The 25861-nt window shown below is 71.0% G+C and carries 30 protein-coding genes and 2 tRNA genes; 19 read left to right on the top strand and 13 right to left on the bottom strand.

The features are described 5' to 3' along the window. Positions 1 to 35: 35 nt before the first annotated feature. Positions 36 to 1379 carry a 3-phosphoshikimate 1-carboxyvinyltransferase gene (aroA, locus tag VLI41_RS16280; RefSeq protein WP_325269141.1) on the bottom strand — a complete coding sequence of 448 codons (1344 nt, stop codon included), beginning with the start codon at positions 1377 to 1379 and terminating at the stop codon, positions 36 to 38. Between the two features lie 126 nt (positions 1380 to 1505). Between aroA and VLI41_RS16275 the strand changes: the two genes are divergently transcribed. The 8 genes from VLI41_RS16275 to VLI41_RS16240 all read left to right on the top strand — a co-directional run bounded on the left by VLI41_RS16275 (position 1506) and on the right by VLI41_RS16240 (position 5974). Further along, a complete protein-coding gene (locus VLI41_RS16275; protein WP_325269140.1) occupies positions 1506 to 1967 on the top strand; it encodes a TIGR02300 family protein in 462 nt (153 codons plus the stop codon). A gap of 122 nt (positions 1968 to 2089) precedes the next feature. Next, positions 2090 to 2165: transfer RNA gene (locus VLI41_RS16270), tRNA-Ala, on the top strand. A gap of 101 nt (positions 2166 to 2266) precedes the next feature. Further along, positions 2267 to 2857 (top strand): hypothetical protein, encoded by a 591-nt coding sequence (locus VLI41_RS16265; protein WP_325269139.1) that lies wholly within the window; start codon positions 2267 to 2269, stop codon positions 2855 to 2857. A 68-nt stretch (positions 2858 to 2925) separates the two neighbouring features. Next, positions 2926 to 3921, top strand: a complete 996-nt coding sequence (locus VLI41_RS16260) for a glycosyltransferase family 2 protein (RefSeq protein WP_325269138.1) — start codon at positions 2926 to 2928, stop codon at positions 3919 to 3921. After that, positions 3921 to 4652: a class I SAM-dependent methyltransferase gene (locus VLI41_RS16255; RefSeq protein WP_325269137.1), complete on the top strand. Its 732-nt coding sequence runs from the start codon at positions 3921 to 3923 to the stop codon at positions 4650 to 4652. The genes VLI41_RS16260 and VLI41_RS16255 overlap by 1 nt, the downstream gene beginning before the upstream one ends. Next, positions 4649 to 5065 carry a GtrA family protein gene (locus VLI41_RS16250; protein WP_325269136.1) on the top strand — a complete coding sequence of 139 codons (417 nt, stop codon included), beginning with the start codon at positions 4649 to 4651 and terminating at the stop codon, positions 5063 to 5065. Before VLI41_RS16255 ends, VLI41_RS16250 begins: the two co-directional genes overlap by 4 nt. 121 nt (positions 5066 to 5186) lie before the next feature. Next, complete coding sequence (locus tag VLI41_RS16245) at positions 5187 to 5606, top strand: Hsp20 family protein (protein ID WP_325269135.1); 420 nt, start codon at positions 5187 to 5189, stop codon at positions 5604 to 5606. 113 nt (positions 5607 to 5719) lie between these two features. Further along, positions 5720 to 5974 carry a DUF1150 family protein gene (locus tag VLI41_RS16240; protein WP_325269134.1) on the top strand — a complete coding sequence of 85 codons (255 nt, stop codon included), beginning with the start codon at positions 5720 to 5722 and terminating at the stop codon, positions 5972 to 5974. A 92-nt stretch (positions 5975 to 6066) separates the two neighbouring features. Here the strand turns inward: VLI41_RS16240 and VLI41_RS16235 are convergent, their stop codons facing one another. The 3 genes from VLI41_RS16235 to rpoN form a co-directional block, all read right to left on the bottom strand. Further along, positions 6067 to 6549, bottom strand: a complete 483-nt coding sequence (locus VLI41_RS16235) for a PTS sugar transporter subunit IIA (protein WP_325269133.1) — start codon at positions 6547 to 6549, stop codon at positions 6067 to 6069. A 64-nt stretch (positions 6550 to 6613) separates the two neighbouring features. Continuing rightward, complete coding sequence (gene hpf / locus VLI41_RS16230) at positions 6614 to 7246, bottom strand: ribosome hibernation-promoting factor, HPF/YfiA family (RefSeq protein WP_325269132.1); 633 nt, start codon at positions 7244 to 7246, stop codon at positions 6614 to 6616. Positions 7247 to 7322: 76 nt separating this feature from the next. Then, complete coding sequence (gene rpoN, locus VLI41_RS16225) at positions 7323 to 8813, bottom strand: RNA polymerase factor sigma-54 (protein WP_325269131.1); 1491 nt, start codon at positions 8811 to 8813, stop codon at positions 7323 to 7325. A gap of 135 nt (positions 8814 to 8948) precedes the next feature. Here rpoN and VLI41_RS16220 point away from each other — a divergent pair, with 135 nt between their 5' ends. The 4 genes from VLI41_RS16220 to VLI41_RS16205 all read left to right on the top strand — a co-directional run bounded on the left by VLI41_RS16220 (position 8949) and on the right by VLI41_RS16205 (position 12124). Then, entirely contained in the window at positions 8949 to 9671 is a 723-nt protein-coding gene (locus tag VLI41_RS16220; RefSeq protein WP_325269130.1) for a YafY family protein, read from the top strand. Positions 9672 to 9749: 78 nt separating this feature from the next. Continuing rightward, entirely contained in the window at positions 9750 to 10634 is an 885-nt protein-coding gene (locus VLI41_RS16215; RefSeq protein ID WP_325269129.1) for a phytanoyl-CoA dioxygenase family protein, read from the top strand. 11 nt (positions 10635 to 10645) lie between these two features. Further along, on the top strand, positions 10646 to 11626 hold the full coding sequence (locus VLI41_RS16210; protein WP_325269128.1) for an aldo/keto reductase: 981 nt from the start codon (positions 10646 to 10648) through the stop codon (positions 11624 to 11626). Positions 11627 to 11782: 156 nt separating this feature from the next. Next, positions 11783 to 12124, top strand: a complete 342-nt coding sequence (locus tag VLI41_RS16205; RefSeq protein ID WP_325269127.1) for a hypothetical protein — start codon at positions 11783 to 11785, stop codon at positions 12122 to 12124. A 16-nt stretch (positions 12125 to 12140) separates the two neighbouring features. On the opposite strand, the gene lptB is transcribed toward VLI41_RS16205, so the two are convergent. From lptB to VLI41_RS16180, 5 genes are all read right to left on the bottom strand, one after another. Then, entirely contained in the window at positions 12141 to 12881 is a 741-nt protein-coding gene (gene lptB / locus VLI41_RS16200) for an LPS export ABC transporter ATP-binding protein (RefSeq protein ID WP_325269126.1), read from the bottom strand. A gap of 22 nt (positions 12882 to 12903) precedes the next feature. Beyond that, the gene (locus VLI41_RS16195; RefSeq protein ID WP_325269125.1) at positions 12904 to 13464 is read right to left on the bottom strand and encodes an LptA/OstA family protein; all 561 of its coding nucleotides are present in this window, start codon (positions 13462 to 13464) and stop codon (positions 12904 to 12906) included. A gap of 20 nt (positions 13465 to 13484) precedes the next feature. Next, the gene (gene lptC / locus VLI41_RS16190) at positions 13485 to 14096 is read right to left on the bottom strand and encodes an LPS export ABC transporter periplasmic protein LptC (protein WP_325269124.1); all 612 of its coding nucleotides are present in this window, start codon (positions 14094 to 14096) and stop codon (positions 13485 to 13487) included. Positions 14097 to 14105: 9 nt separating this feature from the next. Then, on the bottom strand, positions 14106 to 14723 hold the full coding sequence (locus VLI41_RS16185; protein ID WP_325269123.1) for a ribonuclease D: 618 nt from the start codon (positions 14721 to 14723) through the stop codon (positions 14106 to 14108). Positions 14724 to 14811: 88 nt separating this feature from the next. Beyond that, positions 14812 to 14898, bottom strand: a tRNA-Leu gene (locus tag VLI41_RS16180). A gap of 150 nt (positions 14899 to 15048) precedes the next feature. On the opposite strand from VLI41_RS16180, the gene VLI41_RS16175 reads away from it, so the two are divergent. Together VLI41_RS16175 and VLI41_RS16170 are read left to right on the top strand one after the other, a co-directional pair. Then, positions 15049 to 16017 (top strand): complex I NDUFA9 subunit family protein, encoded by a 969-nt coding sequence (locus tag VLI41_RS16175; protein WP_325269122.1) that lies wholly within the window; start codon positions 15049 to 15051, stop codon positions 16015 to 16017. A gap of 64 nt (positions 16018 to 16081) precedes the next feature. Then, entirely contained in the window at positions 16082 to 16981 is a 900-nt protein-coding gene (locus VLI41_RS16170; RefSeq protein WP_325269121.1) for a sulfotransferase domain-containing protein, read from the top strand. Between the two features lie 11 nt (positions 16982 to 16992). Here the strand turns inward: VLI41_RS16170 and VLI41_RS16165 are convergent, their stop codons facing one another. Continuing rightward, the gene (locus VLI41_RS16165) at positions 16993 to 17793 is read right to left on the bottom strand and encodes an undecaprenyl-diphosphate phosphatase (protein ID WP_325269120.1); all 801 of its coding nucleotides are present in this window, start codon (positions 17791 to 17793) and stop codon (positions 16993 to 16995) included. Positions 17794 to 17884: 91 nt separating this feature from the next. After that, a complete protein-coding gene (locus tag VLI41_RS16160; protein ID WP_325269119.1) occupies positions 17885 to 19048 on the bottom strand; it encodes a citrate synthase in 1164 nt (387 codons plus the stop codon). A gap of 79 nt (positions 19049 to 19127) precedes the next feature. Here VLI41_RS16160 and VLI41_RS16155 point away from each other — a divergent pair, with 79 nt between their 5' ends. From VLI41_RS16155 to queG, 4 genes are all read left to right on the top strand, one after another. Continuing rightward, on the top strand, positions 19128 to 20225 hold the full coding sequence (locus VLI41_RS16155; RefSeq protein ID WP_325269118.1) for a citrate synthase/methylcitrate synthase: 1098 nt from the start codon (positions 19128 to 19130) through the stop codon (positions 20223 to 20225). 58 nt (positions 20226 to 20283) lie between these two features. Then, the gene (locus tag VLI41_RS16150) at positions 20284 to 21222 is read left to right on the top strand and encodes a cation diffusion facilitator family transporter (RefSeq protein ID WP_325269117.1); all 939 of its coding nucleotides are present in this window, start codon (positions 20284 to 20286) and stop codon (positions 21220 to 21222) included. Between the two features lie 66 nt (positions 21223 to 21288). Then, complete coding sequence (locus VLI41_RS16145) at positions 21289 to 21975, top strand: glutathione S-transferase family protein (RefSeq protein WP_325269116.1); 687 nt, start codon at positions 21289 to 21291, stop codon at positions 21973 to 21975. Next, entirely contained in the window at positions 21956 to 23128 is a 1173-nt protein-coding gene (gene queG, locus VLI41_RS16140; RefSeq protein ID WP_325269115.1) for a tRNA epoxyqueuosine(34) reductase QueG, read from the top strand. Before VLI41_RS16145 ends, queG begins: the two co-directional genes overlap by 20 nt. Positions 23129 to 23167: 39 nt before the next feature. Here queG and rfbC read toward each other — a convergent pair whose 3' ends face one another. Next, positions 23168 to 23722, bottom strand: a complete 555-nt coding sequence (gene rfbC, locus VLI41_RS16135; protein ID WP_325269114.1) for a dTDP-4-dehydrorhamnose 3,5-epimerase — start codon at positions 23720 to 23722, stop codon at positions 23168 to 23170. A gap of 32 nt (positions 23723 to 23754) precedes the next feature. Here rfbC and VLI41_RS16130 point away from each other — a divergent pair, with 32 nt between their 5' ends. Continuing rightward, positions 23755 to 24810 carry a glycosyltransferase family 2 protein gene (locus tag VLI41_RS16130; protein WP_325269113.1) on the top strand — a complete coding sequence of 352 codons (1056 nt, stop codon included), beginning with the start codon at positions 23755 to 23757 and terminating at the stop codon, positions 24808 to 24810. Here the strand turns inward: VLI41_RS16130 and argE are convergent. After that, the coding region (gene argE, locus VLI41_RS16125) for an acetylornithine deacetylase (protein WP_325269112.1) at positions 24770 to 25861 on the bottom strand (1092 nt) is incomplete at its 5' end. The genes VLI41_RS16130 and argE overlap by 41 nt on opposite strands.

The raw sequence follows: 25861 nt of genomic DNA, 5'->3' as shown, positions 1-25861 counted from the left end.
TTCGCAGGGGGAGGGGAGATTGGCCCGGTAGCCTCTCATGGGTTGTGCGCGGCGGCGGGCTCGATCTCCCCGCCCAGCGCCCGCATCAGGTCGGCGAATCCGGGGAAGCTGGTGGCGATCATGCCGGCCTGGTCCACCGCCACCGGAGACTCGCTGGCCAGGCCCAGCACCAGATGGGACATGGCGATGCGGTGATCGCCGTGCGTCGCCACCAGACCGCCGCCCGCCACGCCATGGTTGCCGCGCAAGGAGCCCACGACGGTGAGCCCCTCCGCCTCCTCTTCGACCCCGACGCCGCAGGCCGAGAGCCCCTGCGCCATCAGCGCGATGCGGTCGCTCTCCTTGACCCTGAGCTCGGCCAGGCCGCGCATCACCGTCGCGCCCTGCGCGAACGCCGCCGCGACGCCGAGGATCGGGTATTCGTCGATCATCGAGGGCGCGCGCCCGGGCGGCACGACGACGCCGCGCAGCTGCGAATGGCGCGCGGTGACGTCGCCCACGGGCTCGCCGCCCTCGTCGCGCAGGTTCGCGACCGCGAGGTCGGCGCCCATCTCGCGCAGGGTGTCGAGCAGCCCCGTGCGCAAAGCGTTGAGCAGCACGCCTTCGACCGTCACCTCCGAGCCCGGCGTGATCAGCGCCGCCACCAGCGGAAAGGCTGCCGAGGAGGGATCGCCGGGAACCTTCACCCGGGTTCCCTTCAGCGCCTGGCCTGCGCCGAGCGAGATCCGCCGGCCGTCCGGCTGCTCCGCGACCTCGACCCGCGCCCCGAAGGCCCGCAGCATCCGCTCGGTGTGGTCGCGGGTCGGCTCCGGCTCGATGACCTCGGCCCCGCCCTGGGCCCGCAGGCCGGCCAAGAGCACCGCCGACTTCACCTGCGCGGAGGGCTCGGGCAGGCGGTAGCTGATGCGCGCCAGGCCGCCGCCCTGCAGCGTCAGCGGCAGCCGGTCGCCGCTGCGCGCCGCCCAGCGCGCGCCCATCTCGCCGAGCGGCTTCAGCACCCGGCGCATGGGCCGGCCGCGGAGGCTCTCGTCGCCGGTGAAGGTCGCGGTCAGGTCGAATCCTGCGGCGGCCCCGAGGATCAGCCGCGCGCCGGTCCCGGAGTTGCCGCAGTCGAGCACATCGGCGGGTTCGGCGAGGCCGCCGGCCCCGACCACGCGCCAGCGCCCTTCGCCGAGCCGCGTCACCTCGGCGCCGAAGGCCCGCATGGCGGCCGCCGTGCGCAGCACGTCGTCGCCTTCGAGGAGACCTTCGATCTCCGTCTCGCCGTGCGCCAGCGCGCCCAGGATCAAGGCCCGGTGCGAGATGGATTTGTCGCCCGGCGCCCGCACGCGGCCCCTCAGCGGACCTGCCCGCCGGGCGGTCAGTCGCCCCGCCGTCATCGGTGGAAAACGAGCCTCCTGGGGCCTTGGAAATTCATGAGGGGGAATGCTTTTGACAGTCGCCTCCCTCCATGGCAAGGGAGCCGGCTTTCCGCGACCCCCGAGACGTTCAGAGGCGTTCCAACATTGGCCAATCCCGAACTGGGCGCCAAACAGATCTGCCCGCACTGCCAGGCGAAGTTCTACGACCTCAACAAGCGGCCGGCGCATTGCCCGAAATGCGCCACGGAATTCGATCCGGACGAGGCGATCCGCAACCGCCGGGTGCGGGCCCGGGTGGTCACGCCGGAGGCCGAGGTCGAGGAAGAGCGCGAAGACCAGGTCGTGGAGCCCGCCGAGGCCGAGGAAGAAGAAGAGGATGTCGCCGCCCCCGAGCTGGACGAGGTGGTGAACGAACCGCCGCTGGTCAGCGATGACGAGGAGGAGGACGGCGTCGAGCCCGTGGTGAGCCCGGTCTCGGAGGACCTGGGCGAGTTCACCGAGGACGAGGACGTCGAGGACGACGCCGACGTGCCCTTCCTCGAGGAGGACGAGGACGAGTTCGACGACTCCGAGATCGAGGGCCTCCCCGGCCAGGACGACGAATAGGGCGCGCGCCGGCGCCCCCGCAACCGCGACAAAAATCGCCCGGTGGCGGTCTTGATCGCGCCCCCCGGTTTGAATAGGTTCCGCGCCTCCCGGCGGCCACGGCCGCAGGGCCCGAAGACCTCGGGGCTATAGCTCAGTTGGTAGAGCGCTTGAATGGCATTCAAGAGGTCAGCGGTTCGACTCCGCTTAGCTCCACCATGAGGGCCCGCCGGCAGATCCCCGGCGGGCCTTCGCCTTTCGGACCGTTGCCCGAGTCAGCCGGGCGGCGCTATCCAGACGGTTCGGAGAAGGGGCGCATCATGCGACGGACGAGGTCCTGGGCGGCGATCGCGATCGGAACGGCGGCGCTGATCGCGCTCGCCGGCTGCGGCAAGCCTAAGGTTCGCGCGCCCGCCTCCAGCGAAGGCCGGCCGCCCATCGCGACGGCCCAGGCGCCGAAGGCCGGCCAACCGGCCTGGAGCCCGCCCCCGGCCAAGACCTCCACCGCCGCGCTGCCGGCCGAGCCCGGCTGGGCCGGCGCCCTGCTCGGCAAGCAGCTGAAGACCGCCCTGCCTGCGACCGGCGGCGACTGCGTCGGCAACACCGATCTCGTGGACTTCCGCTACGTCGGCGCGACGCCTGGCGTGCTGATCGAGGGCTGGGGCTGGGACAAGGCCGCGAAGCAGGCGGTCGCCCGGGTGATCCTGGTGGACAAGGATGGCCAGATCGTCGGCGGCGGCGAGACGGGGACGCCGCGCCCCGACGTCAGCGCATCGCAGAAGGCTGTCACCTCGTCCACCACCGGCTGGAAGGCCGTGACGCCGGTCACCACCGGCGTGCTGCGGGCGTTCGGCATGACGGGCGATGGCCAGGCCACCTGTCCGCTGGGCCAGATCGACCTCGGCCATTGACGCGGCGCCGCAGCCCCTGCTCCGTCCTGGCGCGGCGGGGCGTTCCGCGGCTTAGTGGCCGCTGACGCATGACGCCCGCCCGACGCCCCCGAACCGCGCGCTCCGGTCCTCCGGTCGAACGCTCCCGCAAGGGCCGCACCCTGTCGCTGGTGGTGCCGATGCACGACGAGGCGCCGGCGCTGGAGCCGCTGTTCGACCGGTTGGAGCAGGCCCTGGGCGGGCTGGGGCTCGCGCTCGAGATCGTCTGCGTGGACGACGGCAGCCATGACGAGACCCTGGCGCGCCTCGCCGCCCGCGCCGCCAAGGACCGCCGGTTGCGGATCGTCGCGCTCTCCCGCAACTTCGGCAAGGAGGCGGCGCTCACCGCCGGGCTCGATGCGGCGAGCGGCGACCTCGTCGTCCCGCTGGACGCCGACCTGCAGGACCCGCCCGAGCTCATCGCGGAGTTCGTCGCGCTCTGGGAGCAGGGCTATGACGTGGTCTACGGCGTGCGCACCGACCGCACGAGCGACACGGTCGCCAAGCGCGCCTCGGCCGGGCTGTTCTACCGCGTCTTCAACTGGCTCTCCGACTATCCGATCCCCGCCTCGACCGGCGACTTCCGGCTGATGGACCGGGCGGTGGTGGAGGCTCTGAAGCGCCTGCCGGAGCGCAACCGGTTCATGAAGGGCCTGTTCGCCTGGGTGGGCTTCCGCCAGGTGGGCGTGCCCTACGTCCGGCCGGCGCGCATCGCCGGGACCACGGCCTGGGGCTACCGCAAGCTGTTCCGCTTCGCCCTCGACGGCCTGACCGCCTTCTCCACTCTGCCGCTCAGGGTCTGGACCGTGGTCGGCGCGCTCGCGGCCCTGCTGGCGGTCGCCGCCGCCATCTTCCTGATCCTGCGGGTGATGATCGTCGGGCGCGACGTGCCCGGCTACGCCTCGCTGATGGTCGTGGTGCTGTTCGGCTTCGCCCTGCAGATGATCGCGCTCGGCGTGCTCGGCGAGTACATCGGCCGCATGTACCAGGAGGTGAAGGGCCGCCCGACATACCTGGTGCGCGAACGGATCGGCTTCGGGGACTGATGGAACGGGCGATCTACGACCAGATGCGCGCCTTGCAGCAGGACCACTGGTGGTTCGCCGCGCGCCGCGAGATCCTCGCCGCCGAGATCGCGCGCCTGCCGTTGCCCCGCCCCGCCCGCATCCTTGAGGCGGGCTGCGGCCCCGGCGGCAACCTGGAGATGCTGAAGCGGTTCGGCGAGGTCCAGGCGATCGAGCCCGACGCCGATTCGCGGGCCTATGCGGCGCAGCGCTTCGGGGTCGAGGTGAGGCCGGGGCTCCTGCCGCAGTCGCTTCCGGATTTCGCGACCGCCTTCGACCTGGTCGCGGCGTTCGACATGATCGAGCACGTCGACGACGACCAGGGCGCCGTCGCCGCGCTGGCCGGCCTGCTGGCGCCCGGCGGCTTCATGATCGCCACCGTGCCGGCCTACGGCTGGATGTGGAGCGACCACGACGCCGCGCACCACCACAAGCGCCGCTATGGCCTAGCCGGGTTTCGCCGGCTGTTCCAGGCCGCCGGGCTGCAGGTGCGGCGCGCCAGCCACTTCAACAGCCTGCTGTTTCCGCCGATCGCGGCCGTGCGCCTGGCCAAGACCGCGGCCGGCTTGCGGGGGCGCGACGAAGCGGCGATGCCGCCGCCTGCCCTGAACGCGGTCCTCAAGGGCGTCTTCGGCCTGGAGCGGGGCTTGCTGAAGGCCATGGACCTGCCGTTCGGCGTCTCGATCCTGCTGGTCGCCCGCAGGCCCGCATGAGCGATCGCGCGACCCTGGTCCGGCAAGGCGGGACCTTCGCCGTCGTGGGGCTGGCCGCCACCGCCGTGCACGCGCTCGCCGCGCTCGCCGCGCATGAGCTGGCCGGCGCTGCGCCCATGACCGCCACGGTCACCGGCTATCTCTGCGCCGTGGGCGTCTCCTATCTCGGCAACGCCCGCTTCACCTTCGGCCGCCCCGCCCTGCACGGTCGCCAGTTCGCGCGCTTCCTGGCGATCTCGCTGGTGGGCTTCGCCGCCAACTCCGCGATCACCTGGCTGCTGGTCGAGCGGCTCGGCTGGCCCTTCAAGGCGGCGCTCGCGGTGATCGTGGTGGTGATCCCGGCGCTGTCCTTCGCCGGCGCCAAACTCTGGGCTTTCGCCGAGCGTCCGCGCGAGGGCGGCTCACGCGCCTGAGCGTCCTTCCCAGGCATGTTGCAACGCAAGGCTGCGCTCCCCACATATGATGCGTCCGGTCGGGCCGCGCCGCTCACGGGCGGCCAGGCCGGAGAGTCGCTTCGTCAAGGACTCTTCAGGAATGAATCGGTCGATCCTCTTCGACAGCCCGTTTCTCTTGGGCTTCGAGCACACCCGCGCCCTCGTCGAGCGCGCCGCCAAGGCGGCCGCCGAGAGCTATCCGCCCTACAATGTGGAGGACCGCGGCGAAGGCGCGATTCGCATCACCCTGGCGGTGGCCGGCTTCTCGCCGGAGCAGCTCGAGGTGACCGTCGAGGACCGGCAGTTGGTCGTCGCTGGCAAGCGCGACGGCGGGTCCAGGCCTGAGGACTCCTATCTCCACCGTGGCATCGCCGCCCGCGGGTTCGTCCGGACCTTCGTGCTGGCCGACGGCATGGTGGTGGAGGGCGCGACCCTGGAGCACGGGCTGCTTCACATCGACCTCGCCCGCCCGGAGCCGGAGACGCGGATCGTCAAGGTCCCGATCCGGAGCGCCAGGTGAGCGGGATGGCCCGTCAGAAGTCGGGGCCGCCGGATGGTCCGGGGTCCCAAGCGCCAGAGGGTCGGCTGAACCGGCGACCCTCGGACGCGTTCAGTTTTTCGGAGGTGGTCGTTATGACGCCAATGTTGTCCATGGAAGCTTTCGCCGCCTTGGGCGCGCCGCAGTTGGTCTACGTGCGCCCGGTCAAGGCGGCCGAGATCCTGGCGAGCGTGCCCCTGGCGCAGATCCAGGGCATCGAGCTCGATCCCGAACAGACCCTCTATGCGGTGCACCGCGCCGACGGCGAACGCCTCGCCGTCCTCACCGACAAGGAATCCGCGGTGGCCGCGGCCGTCGCCCACGAACTGGCGCCCGTCTCGGTCCACTGATCGGCGCCCCCGCGCCCGAATCGCAAACGCAAAGCGCCGCCGGGTTCGCCCCGGCGGCGCTTCGGCGTTCTGGGAGGGGATCGCGGGGCTCGCTAAGCCGCCGAGGGCCGCGCCGCATCGGCCTCCTGCACCAGCAGGGCATGGATGGCGTCGGCCGTGCGCGCCTGGCGCAGTTGCTGGCGCACCCGGGGCTGGCGCAGGAGCCGCGAGACGCGGGCCAGCGCCCGCAAATGCTCGGTGTTGGCGGCCTTGGGCGCGAACAGGGAGAACATCAGGTCGACCGGCTGGTCGTCGACGGCGTCGAAATCCACGGGATGCTCCAGCCGCACGAAGACGCCGCGCATGCGGTCGAGCCCTTCGAGCCGGGCGTGCGGTGCGGCCACCCCGTGGCCGACGCCGGTCGAGGCCGCGGCTTCGCGCTCGGCGAGCGCATCCAGGATGTCGCCCGCCTCCAACCCGAAACTGCGAGCGGCGATCTCGGCGATCACCGCCAGAGCCTGGCGCTTGTTGGCGGCGCTCACCCGCAGGGCGATCGCATTGCGATCGAGCAGGTCGCCGATATTGAGTTGTCTCAAAGCTAAGCTCACGTCTCCGCGTCCCGCGGCCAAGCGGGCCCGATACAACGGCTACCTCAAGCGCTCAATGCGGCGCAGTGGTTCCTCCGTCAGCCCCATCCCCCTCCGGCGCCTTCGTGCGCTCGGGGTCGATCCAACCCACGTTGCCGTCGGGGCGGCGATATACCACGGACAATCCGCCGTGCGCCGCGTTCCGGAACACGATTGTTTGAGATTCGGTCAGGTCGAGCTCCATGACCGCCATGGCGACCGTCATCGGACGAATCGGCGTCTCCATCTCGGCGATCACCACGGGCTCCGGATAGGGCTGGGCCGCCTCGCCCGAGTCGTCCTCATCCTCCGCCTCGGTGGGCTGCAGGATGAAATAGGCCGCCGTCTCGGCCTGCTTGGCCTGGGCTTGATAGTGATGATCCTTCAGCCGCTTGGAGTAGCGGCGGATCCGCTTCTCCATCTTCTGCATGGCGGCGTCGAAGGCCATGTGCGCATCGCCGCCGACGCCATGGGTGGTGAGCTGGGCGCCGCTGGCCAGCGTCACGGCGCAGTCCACCTTGAAGGCCGCACCCTCGCGGGTGACGACCACATCGGCGCCGCCGCCACGGTCGAAGTACTTCTCGATGCTGTTGGCGATCTCGTCGGAGACCCGCGCCCGCAGGGCCTCGCCGACGTCGACGTGCTTGCCGGTGACCTGGACTTGCATGTCCTGATGAACGCGCCCGGGCCGGGATGGTGTCAACGCCGAAGCCGCCCCGCTCACGCGCTGTTGCGGCGCTTGCTCAGACCGCGACCTTGAGCGTCCGCCGCCGCTCGACGGAGGAGGGAATCCGCAAGGCTTCGCGGTACTTGGCGACCGTGCGGCGGGCGATATCGACCCCGGCGCCCTTGAGGATCTCGACGATGCGGTCATCGGAGTGCACGTCGGCCTCCTCGCGCTCCGCCTCGATCAGTTGGCGGATCTTGTGGCGCACGCTCTCGGCCGAATGCGCCTCCCCGCCCTCGCTCGACTGGATGGCGGAGGTGAAGAAGAACTTCATCTCGAAGAGGCCGCGCGGCGTGGCCATGTACTTGTTGGTGGTGACCCGGCTGACCGTGGATTCGTGCATGCCGATCGCCTCCGCCACGGTCTTCAGGTTGAGCGGCCTCAGGTGCTCCACCCCGAACGCCAGGAAGGCGTCCTGCTGGCGGACGATCTCGGAGGCGACCTTCAGGATTGTCTTCGCCCTCTGGTCGAGGCTGCGGACCAGCCAGTTCGCCTGCGCGAGGCAGTCGGAGACGAAGGTCTTCTCCTGGTCGGAGCGGGCCGCCTTGCTGACATGGGCGTGGTAGCGCTGGTCGACCAGCAGCCGCGGCAGGGTGTCGGAGTTGAGCTCCACGTGCCACAGGCCGCCGGGGCCCTCTCTGACGAACACGTCCGGCGACACCGGCTGGGCGGGCTCGCCACCGAATGCGGCGCCGGGGCGCGGCGTGAGCGCCTTCAGCTCGGCGATCATCTCGCGCAGGTCGTCGTCGTCCACGCCGCAGGCCTTGCGCAGCCCCGGCATGTCGCGGCGCGCGAGCAGCGGCAGGTTGGCGACGAGCGCCGCCATGGCCGGATCGAAGCGGTCGCGCTCCTTCAGCTGCAGCATGAGGCACTCGTCCAGCGAGCGCGCGCAGACGCCGGTGGGCTCGAAGCCCTGCAGCACGGCGAGCACGCGGGCGACGAGCGCCTCGTCGCAGCCCAGCCGCGCCGCGGCCTCGGCAAGCTCCAGACGCAGGTAGCCGCCCTCGTCGACGCTGTCGATCAGCAGCCCGGCGACCACCGCCTCGACGCCCGCGAGACCGGCGCCGGCAAGCTGGTCGTGCAGATGCTCGGCGAGAGTCTTCTCGCGGGTGAAGGCCGCCTCCAGGCCCTCGAGGTCGCCGTCGAAACCGCCCTTGCCGGCCTTGGACCAATCGACGGCGCCGCCCGCGTCAGCAGCCCCGACCGTCTCCGGCGCATCGCCGGTCGCCCGCTCGCCGGGCGAGGCCTCGTCGTGCGTCATGTCGAGCTCGCGGGCGGCCTCGGCCGCCTGCGCCGCCTCGTCAGCCGCCGGCTCCGCGGCCGCTTCCGCAGCGATGTCGGCGTCCGGATCGTCGCGCTGCAGCAAGGGGTTGCGTTCCAGCTCGGCCTCGACGAAGGCCTCCAGCTCCAGGTTCGACAGCTGCAGCAGCTTGATCGCCTGCTGCAGCTGAGGCGTGATGACCAGCCCCTGCCCTTGCCGGATCTCGAGCCGCGCGCTGAGCGCCAAGACGAACCCCCTTCTGGCCTGTTTCTTGCTCTCCAGGCTAAGGGCGCGATCCCCACCGATTGGTTAACTCGCCAGCGGTTGACACCGGGCCGGATGCGCGCCCACATCTGTCAGCAGGTTGGCGGGAGGGCCGACATGCGCCGCGCGGACCGTCTGTTCCAGATCATCCAGATCCTCAGGCGTCATCGTAGCCCGGCCACGGCCGAAGCCATCGCCGCCGAGCTCGAGACGTCGAAGCGCACGGTCTATCGCGACATCGCCGACCTCATGGCCCAGCGGGTGCCGATCCGCGGCGAGGCCGGCGTGGGCTATGTGCTGGAGAAGGGCTTCGACCTGCCGCCGCTGATGCTCACCGAGTCCGAAGTGGAGGCTGCGGTGCTCGGCGCCCAATGGGTGGCGAGCCACGGCGACCCCGAGCTCGCCCGCGCCGCCCAGGATCTCGTGGCCAAGATCGGCGCGACCGTGCCGGAGCGCCTGCGCCCGCTGATCGTCGAGCCCGCGACCCGCGCGGCGCCGAACTACCGCGCCCTGCCCGACCGGCTGGACATGGCCGCCGTCCGCCGCGCGATCCACGCCGGCCGCAAGATTCGCCTGGTCTACCGCGACGAGCAGGACAGGCGCACCGAGCGGACGGTCTGGCCGTTCGCCGTCGGCTATCATGAGGCGGTGCGGCTGCTGATGACCTGGTGCGAGCTCAGGGCCGACTTCCGCAGCTTCCGCACCGATCGGGTGGACGAGGCCGCGTTCCTCGACGAGCGGTATCCCGAGCGGCCGGCCGCGCTCAGGGCCCGCTGGCGCAAGGCGGCCATGGCCGAGTACGAGCGCCGGCGCGCCGCTCCGGCGCGCGCCGCGGAGTAGCGCGCCGGCCTAGCCAACCCGGCCGGCGCGGAGCTAACCTCTCGCTCAAATAGAGTCCGAACTTGGAGCCCGTCCGCCGTGACCGTGCAGCTCGCCCAACCGACCAGCGACCTAAATCAGGCCCGGGCCGACCTCGACGAGCGTGGCTACTGCATCGTGCCCAACGTGTTGTCCCGAGCCGAAATCGAGACGCTGAAGGCGCGCCTCCAGGCGCAGGCGGCCGGCGAGCGCGCCCGCGGGGTGGCGTTCCACGACGGCGGTCCGTCGCGGCCCAACCAGCGGATCTGGATGCTGCTCAACAAGGGCCGGGTGTTTCGCGACCTGATGCTGCATCCGATCATCGGCGAGTTGATGGGCCATCTGCTCGGCCCGGATTTCCTGGTCTCCAGCTTCACCGCCAACATCGCCCATCCTGGCGGCGAGCCGATGGTGCTGCACACTGACCAGGGCTATGTCGGATTCTGGACGCCCAAGCCGGTGGTCGCGAACATCGCCTGGATGCTGGACGACTTCTCCGACGCCAACGGCGGCACCCGTCTGGTCCCGGGCAGCCACCTCGACGCAGCGGCGACCCCGCGCTCCTCGGCCTATGTCCCGGACGAACCCTCGAACATGCCGACCCTCGAAGACACCATCGCCGCCGACGGCCCGGCGGGCTCAATCCTGTGCTTCGACGGACGCATCTGGCACGGCACCGGCGCCAACCGCACCGACAAGCCGCGGCATGCGCTGCTCAGCTATCACTGCCGGCCGTTCATCCGGCCGCAGGAGAACCTCACCATGGGCCTCGATCCGGCAATATGCGACGCCGAGCGCCCGGCGTTGCTGAATCGCCTGGGCTTCGCCACCTGGGCCGGGCTGGGCCGCATCGAGTCCCCCCGACCGAGCACGCCGCTGTTCGTCACGCCCGGCCGCGTCGGCCCGCTCGGGCCCGACGGCGCGCCGCTCGATCCACTGGCCTGAGGCGCCCGGCCGTGGAGCTCCGCCGATTCGGCTCGACCGGTCTTTCCGTCGCCCCGCTGGGCCTGGGCAGCGTGAATTTCTCGTGGCTCACCGACGAGCCGACCTCGTTCCAGATTCTGGACAGCGCGTTCGAGCGCGGGGTGAACCTGCTCGACACCTCCGACAACTACAACGCCGGCCGCTCGGAGGCCCTGATCGGCCGCTGGTTCGCCCAGGGCGGCGGCAGGCGAGAGAAGACGGTGCTCGCCACCAAGGTCTATTCCGCGCCGATGGAGTGGGGCTCGCCGGATCCGGTCCGCCGCACAGGCTCCTGGGTCGGGCCCAACCAGAAGGGGCTCTCGGCCAAGCACATCCGCGAAGCCTGCGAAGGCAGCCTGAAGCGCCTGGGGACGGACTACGTAGACCTCTACCAGATGCACCACATCGACCGGGCCGCGCGCTGGGAGGAGATCTGGCAGGCCATGGAGGTGCTCGTGGCGCAGGGCAAGGTGCTCTACGTGGGCTCCTCCAACTTCGCCGGCTGGCACATCGCCCAGGCGCAGGAAGCCGCCAGGGCGCGCAACTTCCTGGGCCTGGTCTCGGAGCAGAGCGTCTACAACCTGACGAAGCGGACCGTAGAGCTGGAGGTGCTGCCGGCCGCCCGCGCCTACGGCATGGCCTTCCTGCCCTACAGTCCGCTGGCGGCCGGCGCGCTCGGCGGCAAGCCCGAGGGCAACGACCGCGGCCGGCGCGCCTACGCGCGCAAGGACGACAATGTCGAGGCTTACGAGGCGCTCTGCGACAGGATCGGCCAGTCCCCGGCTGACGTAGCGCTCGCCTGGCTGGCTTCGCGGCCTGGCGTCACCGCCCCCATCGTCGGGCCACGCACGCTGGCGCAGTTCGAGGCCAATCTGGCCGCCGTCGAGCTCAGGCTGGATGACGAGGTCGCGGGAGAGCTCGACAGGATCTTCCCCGGCCCCGGCGGCCCGGCTCCTGAAGCCTACGCCTGGTAATCGCCTCCCGGCCCGGCAGCGAGCCTGGCCAGCCGCCAACCTCCACGTTCACGATTCTGGGATTCGCCGCCCGCGGAGCGGCGACAGCGATGTTTTTCGGCTAGAATTCGGCCACGACTCATCAGGAGCCGTGAGCAGCATGGAAGGGAGCCTCGAATGAAGGCCTTGCCCATGATCGGCGGCGTTCTTGTCTGGTCCTTGTGGTCCTCGGCGGCGATGTCCGAGGCGCCCAAGCAACCGCCGATGAACAACTTCAACTTCGCCTTCTACACCTGCGCGCAGGGCGGGGCCTTCCAGGTCGACTACGACTCGGCCACGCCCAAGGAGGCGACGCTGACGACCAGCAACAACAACACGCGTTACGTCCTGACCCGGGGTTCGGGCGACGAAGGGGTGCAGTTCTCAAAGGGCGCCGTCACGCTTCGGACCAGCGGGCGGACCGCCCTGGTCGAAGGCACGAAGATCCCGTTCAAGGACTGCAAGCTCAAGTCGAAGTGAGCCGGGGCCCCACGCCTCAGGCGAAAGTGTCGCCGAGATAGACCCGGCGCACTTCCGGGTCGTCGACGATCTCGTCGGGGCGGCCTTCGAACAGCACCTCGCCCGCGTGGATGATCGAGGCGCGGTCGATGATGTCCAGCGTCTCGCGCACGTTGTGGTCGGTGATCAGGATGCCGATGCCGCGCTGTTTCAGGTAGGCGATCACCTCGCGGATGTCGGCGATGGCGAGGGGATCGATGCCGGCGAACGGCTCGTCCAGCAGCATGAAGGCAGGCTCCGAGGCCAGCGCCCGGGCGATCTCCACCCGGCGCCGTTCGCCGCCCGACAGCGAGATCGCCGGCGCGTTCCTGAGGTGCTCGATGTGCAATTCCTCCAGCAGCTCGGTGACGAGGGCGCGGGCCTGCTTGCGGTCGTTCACCCGCAGCTCGACCACGGCCATCACGTTCTCGCCCACCGACATGCCACGAAAGATCGAGGTCTCCTGCGGCAGATAGCCCACGCCCATGCGCGCCCGCTGGTACATCGGCAGTTGGGTGATGTTCGCCCCGTCGAGGTAGATCGCGCCGTAATCGGCCGGGATCAGGCCGGTGATCATGTAGAAGCAGGTGGTCTTGCCGGCCCCGTTGGGGCCCAGGAGACCGGCCACCTCGCCGCGTCGCAGTCGAAGCGACACGCCCTTCACGACCGGACGACCGCGGAAGGACTTGCCGACGTTGTCGACGACCAGACCCTCGCCGGCCTGGCCGGGAAAGCTCACGATCCGCTCCGGCTTCAAGACGTCACCGGCGCTGACCGGCGGCCGGCGGCTGCGTATTGTCGGTCTTGTCGTTCGGATAGAAGACGCCGCGCACGCGTCCGGGCTTGTTGCGGCCCGTGACGTCGCTCTCCATCTGTCCGTCGCCGGTCTTGACGTTGATCACCATCTTCTTGCCGCGCATCACGTCCCGGCCGCGGACCGCCACCACGTCGCCGGTCACCGTGATGGTGTCGCTCGACGCCTGATAGACGGCGTTGTCGCCCTTCACGCGCTGCTGCGGCGTCACATAATAGACCGAGCCCAGGGCTTCCATCCGATCGATGTCGCCGCAGCCGTTGTTCGAGCCGCCTGCCCTGGCGCTCTTGGTGGAATAGAGCTTCAGCACGTCGGTGCGCAGCCGGGCGTTGTCCTGCAAGGCCTCGACGTTGCCGCTCCAGGTGGAGACGCAGTCGCTGTTGCTCGCCTCGGCGTGGTCGGAAGTGATGTCGATCGGCGCCTTGGAGTTGGCGCTCAACTGCTGCGCGGCGGCTGGCGCGGCGACCAGGCCCAGGGCGATCGCCGCAAGGGTGGGGAGGCTCTTCATGGGGCGGGCTTCCAGGGTTTTCATTTCGGGATCAGGCGCGTGTGGACGCGGCCCTCGAAGACCATGCGGTCACCTTTGTCGTAAACGGCATAGGACTTCGCATCGATTTCTCCAAGAGGACCGGAGCCCTGAACCGGGCCTGAACCGACGAGCTCGCCGCTCTTGGTGTCGAACTGCGAGGTCGCCGTCTCGAAGGCTCCGCGATTGGACGCGAGCCGCACGCCCCCGCTCACTTCCAGTTTGCCGGTGTTCTCATGGAACACCCCCTTGCGAGCGATGATCCGCATGGGATCGGGGCCCTGCTCGTCGAGCACCAGGGCCGGATGGTCGAGGTAGACCTTCTGGTACTCCCGCGGGTCACGGGTGGCGCTGGCGGCGGTGAGCACGAAGGCGCGGCCCCGATCGTCGCGGCCGACGAAGCGCGGATTGATCAGCCGGATCGGCTGGTTGGTCTCGGTGGCCTCCGGGCCGGGCTTCATGGCGTTGTAGACGACCGAGGTCGCGAGCCCGACAAGGATCAGCAGGATCACCGCCGGCACGATCAGCCGCAGCGCGCGCACGACACGCGAGCGCCGGCGCCAGCGCTCGATGCCGCCACGAGCCGCCTCGGCCATAGTTTGGGGCGCCGCCATTCCCTGACCTCAGGCGTGCGCGAAGATGTCGACGTCCTCCCAGCCGGCCACATCCAGCAGCGAGCGGTTGGGCAGAAAGCCGAAGCAGGCCTGGGCGAGCGCGTCGCGGCCCTCGCGCGCGAGCATCTCGTCGAGCCGGGCCTTCAGCGCATGCAGGTGCAGGACGTCGGAGGCGGCGTAGGCCACCTGCTCGTCGGAGAGCTTCGCGGCGCCCCAGTCGGAGCTCTGCTGCTGCTTGGAGAGGTCGACGCCCAGCAGTTCCTTGACCACGTCCTTCAGCCCGTGCCGGTCGGTGTAGGTGCGCGCCAGCTTGGAGGCGATCTTGGTGCAGTAGACCGGACCCGTGACCACGCCCAGGTGCAGGTAGAACATGGCGATGTCGAAGCGGCCGTAGTGGAACAGCTTGAGCACCGCAGGATCGATCAGCAGCCGCTTCAGGTTGGGGCAGGCGTAGTCGGGGCGGCGCAGTTGCACGACGTGGGCGTCGCCGCGGCCGTCCGAGAGCTGCACCACGCACAGCGGGTCGCGGCCGAGCCGCAGGCCCATGGTCTCCGAATCGATCGCCACCTCGTAGCTGTCGGCGAAAAGGCCGTCCGGCAGGTCGCCGTCATGCAGGAAGGTGGTCACCTGAGATTCGCGCTCCGCGGCTCTACAGCCCTCAATATAGAGCCCGATGGCGCCGGCTGAACACCGGCGCGATGCTTGCGCCCACCGATGGTGCCCAGGAAAGGACTCGAACCTTCACGGCCGTTAAGCCACTGGCACCTGAAGCCAGCGCGTCTACCAATTCCGCCACCTGGGCCGACCTGTCCGATCGGGACGCGGACAGATAGGGCGCCGCCTGCGGCCGGTCAACGCCGGCCCGGAGCGCGTCTCTTGGCGCCGTTGCGGCGCTCGGCCGCATCGTCTATCGGCTGGCCCGCGCGACGCTGCGCCAGCCTGCGGACCCTCAATGCAGAACCTCGTCACCGTGTTCGGCGGCTCCGGCTTCATCGGCGCCCAGGCCGTTCGCCAGCTCGCCAAGGCCGGCTGGCGGATCCGGGTCGCGGTGCGCCAGCCGAACCTCGCCTACGCCATGCGCCTGCACGGCGACGTGGGCCAGATCGACGTGGTCCAGGCCAACATTCGCAACGCGCCCTCCGTGCGCCGGGCGCTGGAGGGCGCGACCGCCGCGCTCAACCTCGTGGGCCTGCTGTTCGAGAGCGGGCGCCAGGGCTTCCAGTCCGTCCACGTGATGGGCGCGCGCAATGTCGCGGAGGCGGCGCGCGCCGTGGGCGTCACGCGGCTCGTCCAGATGTCGGCGCTGGGCGCGGACCCGGCCTCGCCCGCCAGGTACGCCCGCACCAAGGCGGAGGGCGAGGCGGCGGTCCGGGAAGCCTGCCCCGAGGCGGTGCTCGTGCGTCCCTCCATCGTGTTCGGCCAGGACGACAGCTTCTTCAACCGTTTCGCGAGCATGGCGCTGGTCAGCCCGGCCCTGCCGCTGATCGGCGGCGGCCGCACCCGGATGCAGCCGGTGTTCGTGGGCGATGTGGCGCGCGCGCTGACCCAGGCGGTGACCCTCGAGGAGACCGCCGGCCAGACCTACGAGCTCGGCGGCCCGGCCGTGTTCACCTTCCGCCGGCTGATGGAGATCATGCTCGAGCAGATCGAGCGGCGACGCCTGCTCGTACCCGTCCCCTTCGCGGCCGCGAGCGTCCTTGGCGCGCTCGGCGACGCCGCCGCAGGCATCGTCGCGCCGCCGATCACCTCGGACCAGGTCAAGCTGCTGCGCGCCGACAACGTGGTCTCCGGCCAATATCCGGGACTTGCCGAGCTCGGGATCACCCCGACGACGCTGGAAGCCGTTCTGCCGAGCTATCTCTACCGATATCGCAAGGGCGGCCAGTACGCCGACCAGGAAGACCGTGCGCTCGCTGTCTGAAGAGGCCTCCAAGTTCGCCGAACGACCGTATATAGATTGGCGAGGGCATCGAGGGGTTTCAGCCATGTCGGAAGTGATCGCGTTCCCGCGGAAGACCCGCGAGCTTCACAACCACCACATGGATTCCACCGTCTGGAACGACTTCGCGTTCCGCGATGGCGACGTCATTATCGGCACCTACGGCAAGGCGGGCACGACCTGGACGCAGCAGATCGTCAGCCAGCTGATCTTCCAGGGCGCCGAGGGGGTCCCGGTCAGCCATCTCTCGCCCTGGTACGACCTGCGCATCATGCCGCCGGAGGCGCGGGCGGCGGTCGCCGCGCAGGCTCACCGCCGCGTGGTGAAGACGCACCTGCCCACTGACGCCCTGAGGATGTCGCCGAAGGCCAAGTACCTCTACGTCGGCCGGGACGGGCGCGACGTGATCTGGTCGATGTACAACCACCACGCCAATTTCAAGCCGCACATGTACGAGCTGTTCAACGGGCCGGGTCTGGTCGGCGAGCCGTTGCCGCCGCCCGATCCGGAAATCCGCCGCTACTTCCGCACCTGGCTCGAGAAGGACGGCTATCCCTTCTGGTCGTTCTGGGAGAACACCGCGACCTGGTGGGCGGTGCGCGACCTGCCGAACGTCAAGCTGGTGCACTTCAACACCCTGAAGGCCGACCTCGAGGGCGAAATGCGCGCCATCGCCGAGTTCCTGGAGATCGAGCTTCCCGAGGCGACGTGGCCCGCCGCCGTCCAGCACTGCACCTTCGACTACATGAAGGCGCATGCCGAGCTCTACGCGCCGTTGGGCGGCGATCCCTGGCAAGGGGGCGGCGAGACCTTCATCAACAAGGGCGTCAACGGCCGCTGGAAGGACGTGCTGAGCCCCGAGGACAGCCTCGCCTACGAGCGCATGGCCGTGGAGAAGCTCGGGCCGGAGTGCGCTCGCTGGCTGAAGAGCGGGGAGCTGCCATAGCCCGGGCGGGCTCAGGCGAACTGCAGCGCCAGCAGCCCGACGACTCCCACCGCGATGCGCCACCAGCCGAACACCGCGTAGCCGCGGCGGGTGACGATCGCCAGCATCGCGCGGATCACGCCGATCGCCACGATGAAGGCGACCACGAAGCCGATCGCGACCAGCTCGATATTGTGGCCGGTGAGCTGATGGCGGCTCTTCCAGCCGTCGAGCAGGAAACTGCCCAGCATCACCGGGATCGCGAGGAAGAAGGAGAACTCGGCCGCGGCCTTCTTCTCGACGCCCATCAGCATCGAGCCCACGATGGTCGCGCCGGATCGCGAGACGCCGGGAACCAGCGCCAGGCATTGGAACACGCCCACCGCCAGCGCCGTCCAGACCGGCAGGTTGAACGCGTCGTTGCGGCGCGGCGGCGGCGCCACCCGGTCGATGATCAGGAGCAGCACCCCGCCGATCAGCAGCGCGGTGCAGATCACCCGCGGGCTCTCGAATAGGATGGTCTTGATCGCATCGTGCAGCAGGAAGCCCGCCACCGCCGCCGGGATCGAGCCCACGACGATCGCGAGGGCGAACCGCTGGGCCTTGGGATCGCTGGGCAGCCGGATCAGCACGTTCCAGAAGCGGCCGAAGTAGAGCGCCACCACCGCCAGGATCGCGCCCAGCTGGATCAGCACGTTGAAGGTGTCCCAGAACGGATCCTTCAGCCCCATCAGGTCCTTCACCAGCAGCAGATGGCCGGTGGACGAGACGGGGATGAACTCCGTCAGCCCTTCGACGACGCCCAGGATGACGGCGTTGATCCAGTCGGGCACGGCGGCGCTCCCCCGGGGCGGCTTTCCTTGGCGGCATTAAGCTGAGCCGCAGGCCGGCTCAACCGCCGAATGGTCGCGGCGTGGCGCGGCTTCAGCCGAACTCCGGCTCCGGGCCGATGTAGCGGGCGCGCGGCCGGATCAGGGCCTCGGACTGCCCCTGCTCGATGGCGTGCGCGATCCAGCCGGCGCAGCGGGCCACCGCGAACAGGGCGAAGGGCGCGTCCTGCGGCAGCTTCAGCGCCTCGCAGACGGCGACCAGGGCGAAGTCGACGTTGGGCGCCAGCCCCGTCTCCTGACGCACGGCGGCCTGCAGGGCGTCCAGCCCGCGCGGCGGATCGAACTGCGACAGCAGCGCCGCCGCGCGAGGGTCGCCCTCCGGATAAAGCGGGTGGCCGAAGCCCGGCAGGGCGCGATCTTCGGAGAGGCGGTTGACGATCGCCGGTCCCGGCCCGAGCTGGGCCGCCTCCGCCGCGAAGGTCCTCACCGCCGCGATCGCCATGCCGTGCCGCGGGCCGGAGAGCGTCGCCAGTCCCGCGAGCGCGGCGGCCGCCAGCGACGCGCCGGTCGAGGCCGCGACGCGCGCGGCGAAGGCCGAGGCGTTCAGCTCATGGTCGGCCACCAGCGCCATGCAGCGGCGGATCAGGTCCGCGCCGGGGCCGCCGGGACCCTGTCCCCAGGCCAGCGCCAGCCGGTTGTGGATCGCCCCGCCGCCCACCTCGCCGGCCACCGCGTCCGTCAGCACGTCGAGCAGCGTCGCGGCCTCGACCGCCAGCGCCAGGGGATTGCGGCCGCGCGCCGGCGGATCGGCGCCGGCCCGCGCGGCGAGCGCCAGGAAGCCGCGCGTGCGCATGTCCGGCGCGTCCGGCGGGGCGGGCCGCTCGGTGCGCTTCAGGGCCGCCCCGTGGCCGCCGCGCAGCAGCCGCGCCACCGACTCCAGCGTCTCACTGTCGGCCAGCCGGATCGCGTCGCGCCCGCGGTAGAACAGCCGCCCGCCGGCCACCGTGGTGATCTCCGAAGCCAGCACCGGCTCGCCCCAGGCGATCGCGCCGGCCGCCACTTCGGAGACCTTGCGGCTGCGCGACTTGCGCTGGCTGAGCGCGGCGATATCGGCGGCGCGGTAGAGGCTGCGCCGCGGATCGCCGGGATCGGGGCGCACCTGCACGCGCCCGCGGCTGACGTAGGCGTAGAGCGTCTGGGCCCTGACTCCGAGCCGGGTCCGGGCGTCCTCCGCAGCGATCCAGTCCCGATCGGGCATATATTGATCACATTGATCAAGATTGACGAAATCAGCTTGCCGATAAATCTCTGCCGCGGCAAGCAAGAAGGAGCCCGCCATGACCCCGCATGTTTCCGACGGCCTGGAAGACGTCGTCGCGGCCGAGACCGTGCTGTCGGAGGTGGACGGCCAGGCCGGGCGGCTGATCATCCGCGGCCGGTCGCTCGACGAGCTGGCCGGCCGGATCCGCTACGAGGACGTCGCCCGCCTGCTGTGGGACGGCTTCTTCGAGGGACTGCCGAACGATCTCGGGCCGGCGCTGGGCGCGGCGCGCGCCGAGGTGTTCGCCGAGGTCGCCGCCCTCGACACCGGGCTCCTCGACCGCTCGCCGATCGAGGCGATGCGCGCGCTGGCCGCCAGGCTAGCCGATGGCGACGATCCGGCCGTTGCGCTCCGCCTGACCGCGGCCCCAGCCGTGTTCACCGCCGCCGTGGTCCGCGCCCAGGCCGGCGAGGCGCCGGTCCGTCCCGACCCGGGCTCGAGCCACGCCGCCGACATCCTGCGGATGATCAGGGGTCGGGCGGCGAGCGCCGCCGAGGTCGACGCTCTCGACACCTACCTCGTGACGGTCAGCGACCACGGCCTCAACGCCTCGACCTTCGCCGCCCGGGTCATCGCCTCGACGCGCGCCGGCCTGACGTCGGCCGTGCTGGGCGGGATCAGCGCCCTGAAGGGCCCGCTGCACGGCGGCGCGCCCGGCCCGATCATCGACATGCTGGACGCCATCGGCCGGCCGGAGAATGCGAGGGCCTGGATCGAGGCGGCGCTCGACCGCGGCGACCGGCTGATGGGCTTCGGGCACCGCGTCTATCGGGTCCGCGACCCGCGCGCGGATGCGCTCAAGAAGGCGGTCCGGCGGCTGGGCGAGGGCTCCAACGTGCTGCCTGGCCGGCTCGCCTTCGCCGAGGCCGTGGAGCAGGCGGCGCTCGCCATCCTGCGGGAACGCAAGCCGAACCGCCCGCTCGACACCAATGTCGAGTTCTACACCGCTCTGCTCCTGGAGGCGCTCGCCTTCCCGCCCTCGGCCTTTACCTGCGTGTTCGCCATGGGCCGGGTCTCGGGCTGGATCGCCCACGCCCGCGAGCAGCTGGCCGGCGGCCGCCTCATCCGCCCGCAGTCGCGCTACGTCGGCCCGATGCCACGGGAAGCGGCTTGACGGGTCTTGCGAGTCGTTAGCGCTGGCCTGAAGCGGCCGCCCCGCTAACCTCCCGCCGATGGACGTCCACGGCCTCGCCCCCGCCGAGACCGCCCGGCTGACCCGGCGCGTGACCTACTACTCGGTAGGCGTCGCCGCCGTGCTGGTTGCGGCCAAGCTCGTCGTCTGGCTCTTGTCGGGCTCGGTGGCTCTGCTCGCCTCGATGGCCGATTCCGCCCTCGACCTGCTCGCTTCGGCGGGGACTTTCGTCGCAGTCCGCTACGCCATCCATCCGCCAGACGCCGAGCACCGCTTCGGCCACGGCAAGGCGGAGGCCTTCGCGAGCCTCGTGCAGGCGGGCCTGGTGTTCGCCTCCGCCGCCCTGATCGGCCGCCAGGCGATCGCCGACCTGGTCCATCCGCACGCCGTGGAGGACAGCCTATGGGCCATCTTCGTGATGGTCCTTTCGACCGCGCTCACGGGCCTCCTGATCGCCGCCCAGACGCGGGTGCTCAGGCGGGCCGCTTCCGTCGCGGTCTCCGGCGATCGGGCCCACTACGCCGCCGACCTCGCCTCCAACCTCGTGGCGCTGGTGGGCATCGCCGCGGCCGCCTGGCTGGGCGTCGCCAGGCTCGATCCCATCGCCGCCCTGATCGTCGCTGCCATCCTGCTCTGGGGTGCGGTCAACGTATTCCGCCAATCGTCGGCCCAGCTGATGGACCGCGAGCTGCCGGAGTCCGAACGCGCCGAGATCGTGCGGCTGATGACCGAGGATCCCAGGCTCATCGACGTCCACCAGCTCAGGACCCGCGCCTCGGGCCCCTACGTCCACATGCAGATGCACGTGGACCTCGACCCGGAGCTCACGCTGGAAGCCGCGCACCAAGTGATCGTCGCCGCCGAGAAGCGGGTGCTGGCGGCCTTCCCCGCGGCCGATATCATCATCCACGCCGATCCGCTTGGCCGGGCCGAGCCGCACGGCGGCGCCTTCGCCGAGGCGCCGGCCGCGGAGGCGTGAGTGTAAACGGCTGCTTAAGGGGTGCAGCCCATGGACTCATCGGAGCCCGCCTTTTAGCCGTCGGACATGAGCGCCGAGCGCACCCTGCACCACTTCCCGCTCGATCCGGCGTCGCGCCAGGTGCGGCTGGCGCTGGGCGAGAAACGGCTGCCGTTCGGCGAAGTCCAGGTGCGCTACTGGGAGCGGCCGAAGGCGTTCGCCGAGCTCAATCCCTCCGGCATGACCCCGGTGCTGGTGGAAGGCGCAGGCGAAGCGCGGCTGGTGCTCTGCGAAAGCCGCGCCATCCTCGATTGGCTCGAGGAGGCCCATCCGGAGCCCGCCCTGCTGGGCCGCGAGGCCGCCGAGCGCGCCGAGGCCAGGCGGCTCATCCAGTGGTTCGACCGCAAGTTCGAGTACGAAGCCGGCGGTTTCCTGCTGCACGAGAAGATGGAGAAGCGCCTGCTGGGCCTGGGCGCGCCCGAGCTCGCCAACCTGCGCCGCGGCCGCGAGGGCCTGCGCAGCCACCTGGGCTATGCCGAAAGCCTGCTGCAGGGGCGCGAGTGGCTGGCCGGGCGACGGCTGTCGCTTGCCGATTTCGCCGCCGCCGCCCATCTGTCGGTCGTCGACTACTTCGGCGACGTGCCCTGGGCCGACTTTCCGGCGGCCAAGACCTGGTACATGAAGCTGAAGTCCCGGCCGGCCTTCCGGCCGCTCCTCAACGACCGCTGGCCGGGCCTCGCGCCGGCCGGGCATTATGACGACCTCGACTTCTGAGCCCGCCGAGCTGATCCGCGCCGAGGCCAAGGCCCTCGGGTTCGACCTCTGCCGCTTCACCGACATCGACGAGGCCTGGCCCGCCGCCGCCCGGCTGGAGCGCTTCGTCGCCGAGGGCCGCCACGGCGAGATGGAATGGCTGGCCGAGACCCTGCCGCGCCGCCGCCATCCGCGCGCCATGTGGCAGGACGCCCGCTCGGCGATTGTGCTCGGCCTGAACTACGGGCCCGACCGCGACCCGCTCGCCATCCTGGGCGAGCCCGCCAAGGGAGCGATCAGCGTCTATGCGCAGGGCGACGACTACCACGAGCTGATGAAGGCCCGGGTGAAGGCGCTCGCGCGCTGGCTGCAGGCGCGCTTCGGCGGCGAGCTGAAGGTGTTCGTCGACACCGCCCCGCTGCTGGAGAAGCCGCTCGCCGAACGCGCGGGCCTGGGCTGGCAGGGCAAGCACACCAACCTGGTCTCGCGCGAGTTCGGCTCCTGGCTCTTCCTGGGCTCGATCCTGACCAGCCTGGAGCTGCCGCCCGATCCGCCGGAGCCGGAGGCCTGCGGCTCGTGCCGCGCCTGCCTCGACGTCTGCCCGACCGCCGCCTTCCCCGCGCCCTTCCAGCTCGACGCCCGGCGCTGCATCTCCTACCTGACCATCGAGCTCAAGGGGCCGATCCCGCGCGAGTTCCGAGCCGCGCTCGGCAACCGCATCTTCGGCTGCGACGACTGCCTGGCGGTCTGCCCCTGGAACAAGTTCGCCCGCGCCGCCCGCGAGCAGAAGCTCCACGCGCGCGAAACCCTGCGCGCGCCCGCCCTGGCCGAGCTCTCGCGGCTGGACGAGGCGGCGTTCCGCGCGCTGTTCGCCAAGAGCCCGGTCAAGCGGACCGGCCGCGACCGCTTCGTCCGCAACGTGCTCTACGCCATCGGCAACGCCGGCGAGCCGGCGCTCGCCACCGAGGCCCTGCGCCTGCTGGACGATCCGTCGCCCGTGGTCCGCGGCGCCGCCGTCTGGGCGCTCTCGCGGCTGCTGGCTGCGGCGGAATTCGAGCGGTTGCGCACCGAACGGCTGCCGTTGGAGCGGGACGAGTCCGTTCGCGATGAATGGGTCACCCCCCCACCGCTCGTCCCCGCGGAGGCGGGGACCCAAGCCGAGGCCGCCGGTTGAAAGGCTGCATGGATTCCCGCCTTCGCGGAAATGAGCGGATCAGAATTGCGTCGGCGGGAGATCGCTGAGCCGCGGCAGCTTCTTGTCCTTGTCCGACATCACCGGCTCGCCCGCCAGAGGCCAGGGGATGGCGAGGTCGGGATCGTCCCAGGCCACGCCGCCTTCCAGCTCCGGCGCATAGTCGCCGTCGACCTTGTAGAACAGCTCGGTGTCGTCGCGCAGCGTGCAGTAGCCATGCGCGAAGCCGCGCGGCACGAACAGCTGCTCACCGCCCTCGGCGGTGAGCTCGGCGGCGACCCAGCGCCCGTAGCCGGGCGAGCCCGGCCTGACGTCCACCGCCACGTCGTAGATCGCGCCCCGCAGCACCCGCACCAGCTTGCCCTGGGCGTGCGGCGCCTTCTGGAAGTGCAGGCCGCGAACGGTGCCGGCGCGGGCGTTGAAGGCCTGGTTGTCCTGCACGAAGGGATGCTTCAGCCCGGCCTCGGCCATCAGCTTCGTGCTCCAGGTCTCGGCGAACCAGCCCCGCGCATCGCCATGGCGCACGGGCGTGATAAGCAGGACCTCGGAAAGCGCGAGCGGCGTGATCGTCGTCATGGGCGCCTGGAGACGGTGAGAGCATCCTTCGGATGGCCCGAGCGGCAGCGAAACACAAGCCTTCCGCGCCCGCCGTCAGCGTCCTCATCGTGACCTACGAGAGCGGGCCGACGCTCGCCCGCTGCCTGGCGGCCCTGAAGGCGCAGACCTTCGGCGACTTCGAGACGATCCTGGTCGACAACGCCTCGCCCGACGGGGCGGCCCAGGCGGCCGCGCGCGGCGAACCCGCCCTGCGGCTGATCGAGAACGCCGAGAACCTCGGCTTCGCGGCCGGCGTGAATGCCGGCGCGCGGGTCGCGCGCGGCCGCTGGCTCGCGCTCCTCAACCCCGACGCCTATCCGGAGCCGGACTGGCTGCAGCGGCTGATGGCCGCGGCGAGCCTCCACCCCGAGGTCCGCGCCTTCGCCTCGCGCCAGCTCTCGGCCGCCGATCCCACGCGCCTCGACGGCCTGGGCGACGTCATGGCCGGGGCGGGCTTTCCGTTCCGCGGCGGCTATCGCGGTCCCGATCCGGGGCCGCTGCCGACCGGGGAGGTGTTCAGCCCCTGCGGCGGCGCCATGCTGGTCGAGCGCGACCTGTTTCTCGAGCTCGGCGGCATGGACGAGCGGCTGTTCTGCTACTGCGAGGACGTCGACCTGGGCTATCGGCTGCGGCTCGCCGGCGGCCGCTCGCTGGTGGTCCCCGACGCCGTGGTGCGCCACCAGGGCTCGGCCTCCTCGGGCGGCCCGCGCTCCGACTTCGCGACGTTCTACGGCACGCGAAACCGGCTGTGGGTGTTCGTCAAGGACACCCCGCCGGCGCTCTTCTGGCTGACCCTGCCTCTGCACCTCGGCGCGACGGCCGTGCTGTTCACGCGCCACGCCATGCGCGGCGAGCTCGCCTCGCCCTGGCGCGGCTTCAAGGCGGCGGTGAAGGACATCCGGATCGCGATCGAGGCGCGCCACGAGGCCCAGGCCCGGCGCAAGGTAGGCTCGCTCGCCATCGCCCGCGCGATGACCTGGAATCCGGCGGACGTGTTCCGCCGCCGGGTGGTGATCCGCCCGCTGGCTACTCCCCCGCCGCGGCCCACTCCACCAGCCGGCGCATGAAGGCCACGCCCCGCTCCATCTGGGAGACCTCGATGTATTCGTCCGGCTGGTGCGCCTGCAGGATCGAGCCCGGGCCGCAGAGCACGGTCGAGAGCCCGGCCCGCTGGAACTGGCCCGCCTCCGCCGCGTAGGAGACCGCCCGCGGCGGCCCGTTGTCGCCGGCCAGCCGGCGCGCGAACGCCTCGGCCGCTCCGCCCGGCTCCGGGGAGAAGGGCGGCACGCTCGAGCGGCGCTCGACCCGGACGCCCGCCTCCGGCGCGCGCGCTTTCAGCGCCCCGTCCAGCGCCTCGGCCTCGCTCAGGAATTTCGCGAGGATCGCCTCCGGATCGAGGCCCGGCGGGCAGCGCAGGTCGAAGGTGAAGCCGCACTCGCGCGCCAGGATGTTGTGCGCCGTGCCCCCATGGATCACGCCGACGGTCAGGGTGGCGCCCTTGGGCGTGAATGGCGAGGCGGGATCGGCCTCCCGCTCCAGCGTGTCGGAGAGCGACACCAGGGAAGCCATCAGCCGGATCGCGGCCATGTTCGCCGAGACGCCCTGCTGGGTCTGGCTCGAGTGGGCCTCTCGGCCGTTCACCGTCACCTGATAGGTGGCGATGCCCTTGTGGCCGTTCACCGCCTCCATGTCGGTGGGCTCGCCGACGATCACCAGCGCCGGCGCCGGCAGCTCGCGGCGGATCGTCTCGATCATCGCCGGCGCGCCCAGGCAGCCGATCTCCTCGTCGTAGGAGAAGGCCAGGTGCACCGGCTTCTTCGGCCGCGCGGCGAGGATCGCCGGCGCCGCATCCAGCGCCAGGGCGATGAAGCCCTTCATGTCGCAGGTCCCGCGCCCGTAGAGCCGGCCGTCGCGGCGGACCATCTGGAACGGCTCGGACGACCAGGGCTGGCCGTCCACCGGCACCACGTCGGTATGGCCGGAGAGCACCACGCCCCCAGCCTCCATCGGCCCGAGCGTCGCGACCAGGTTGGACTTGGTCCCCTCCGCGTTGGGCACGCGCCGGTGCGGGACGGAGAGGCCGTCGAGATGGGCCTCCACCCATTCGACCAGCGCCAG

It is taken from the genome of Phenylobacterium sp. (assembly GCF_035475775.1).
In the GTDB taxonomy this organism is placed as follows: Bacteria; Pseudomonadota; Alphaproteobacteria; order Caulobacterales; family Caulobacteraceae; genus Phenylobacterium.
Note: the sequence above shows the minus strand (reverse complement) of the source record. Positions and strands in the feature narration are given on the sequence as shown.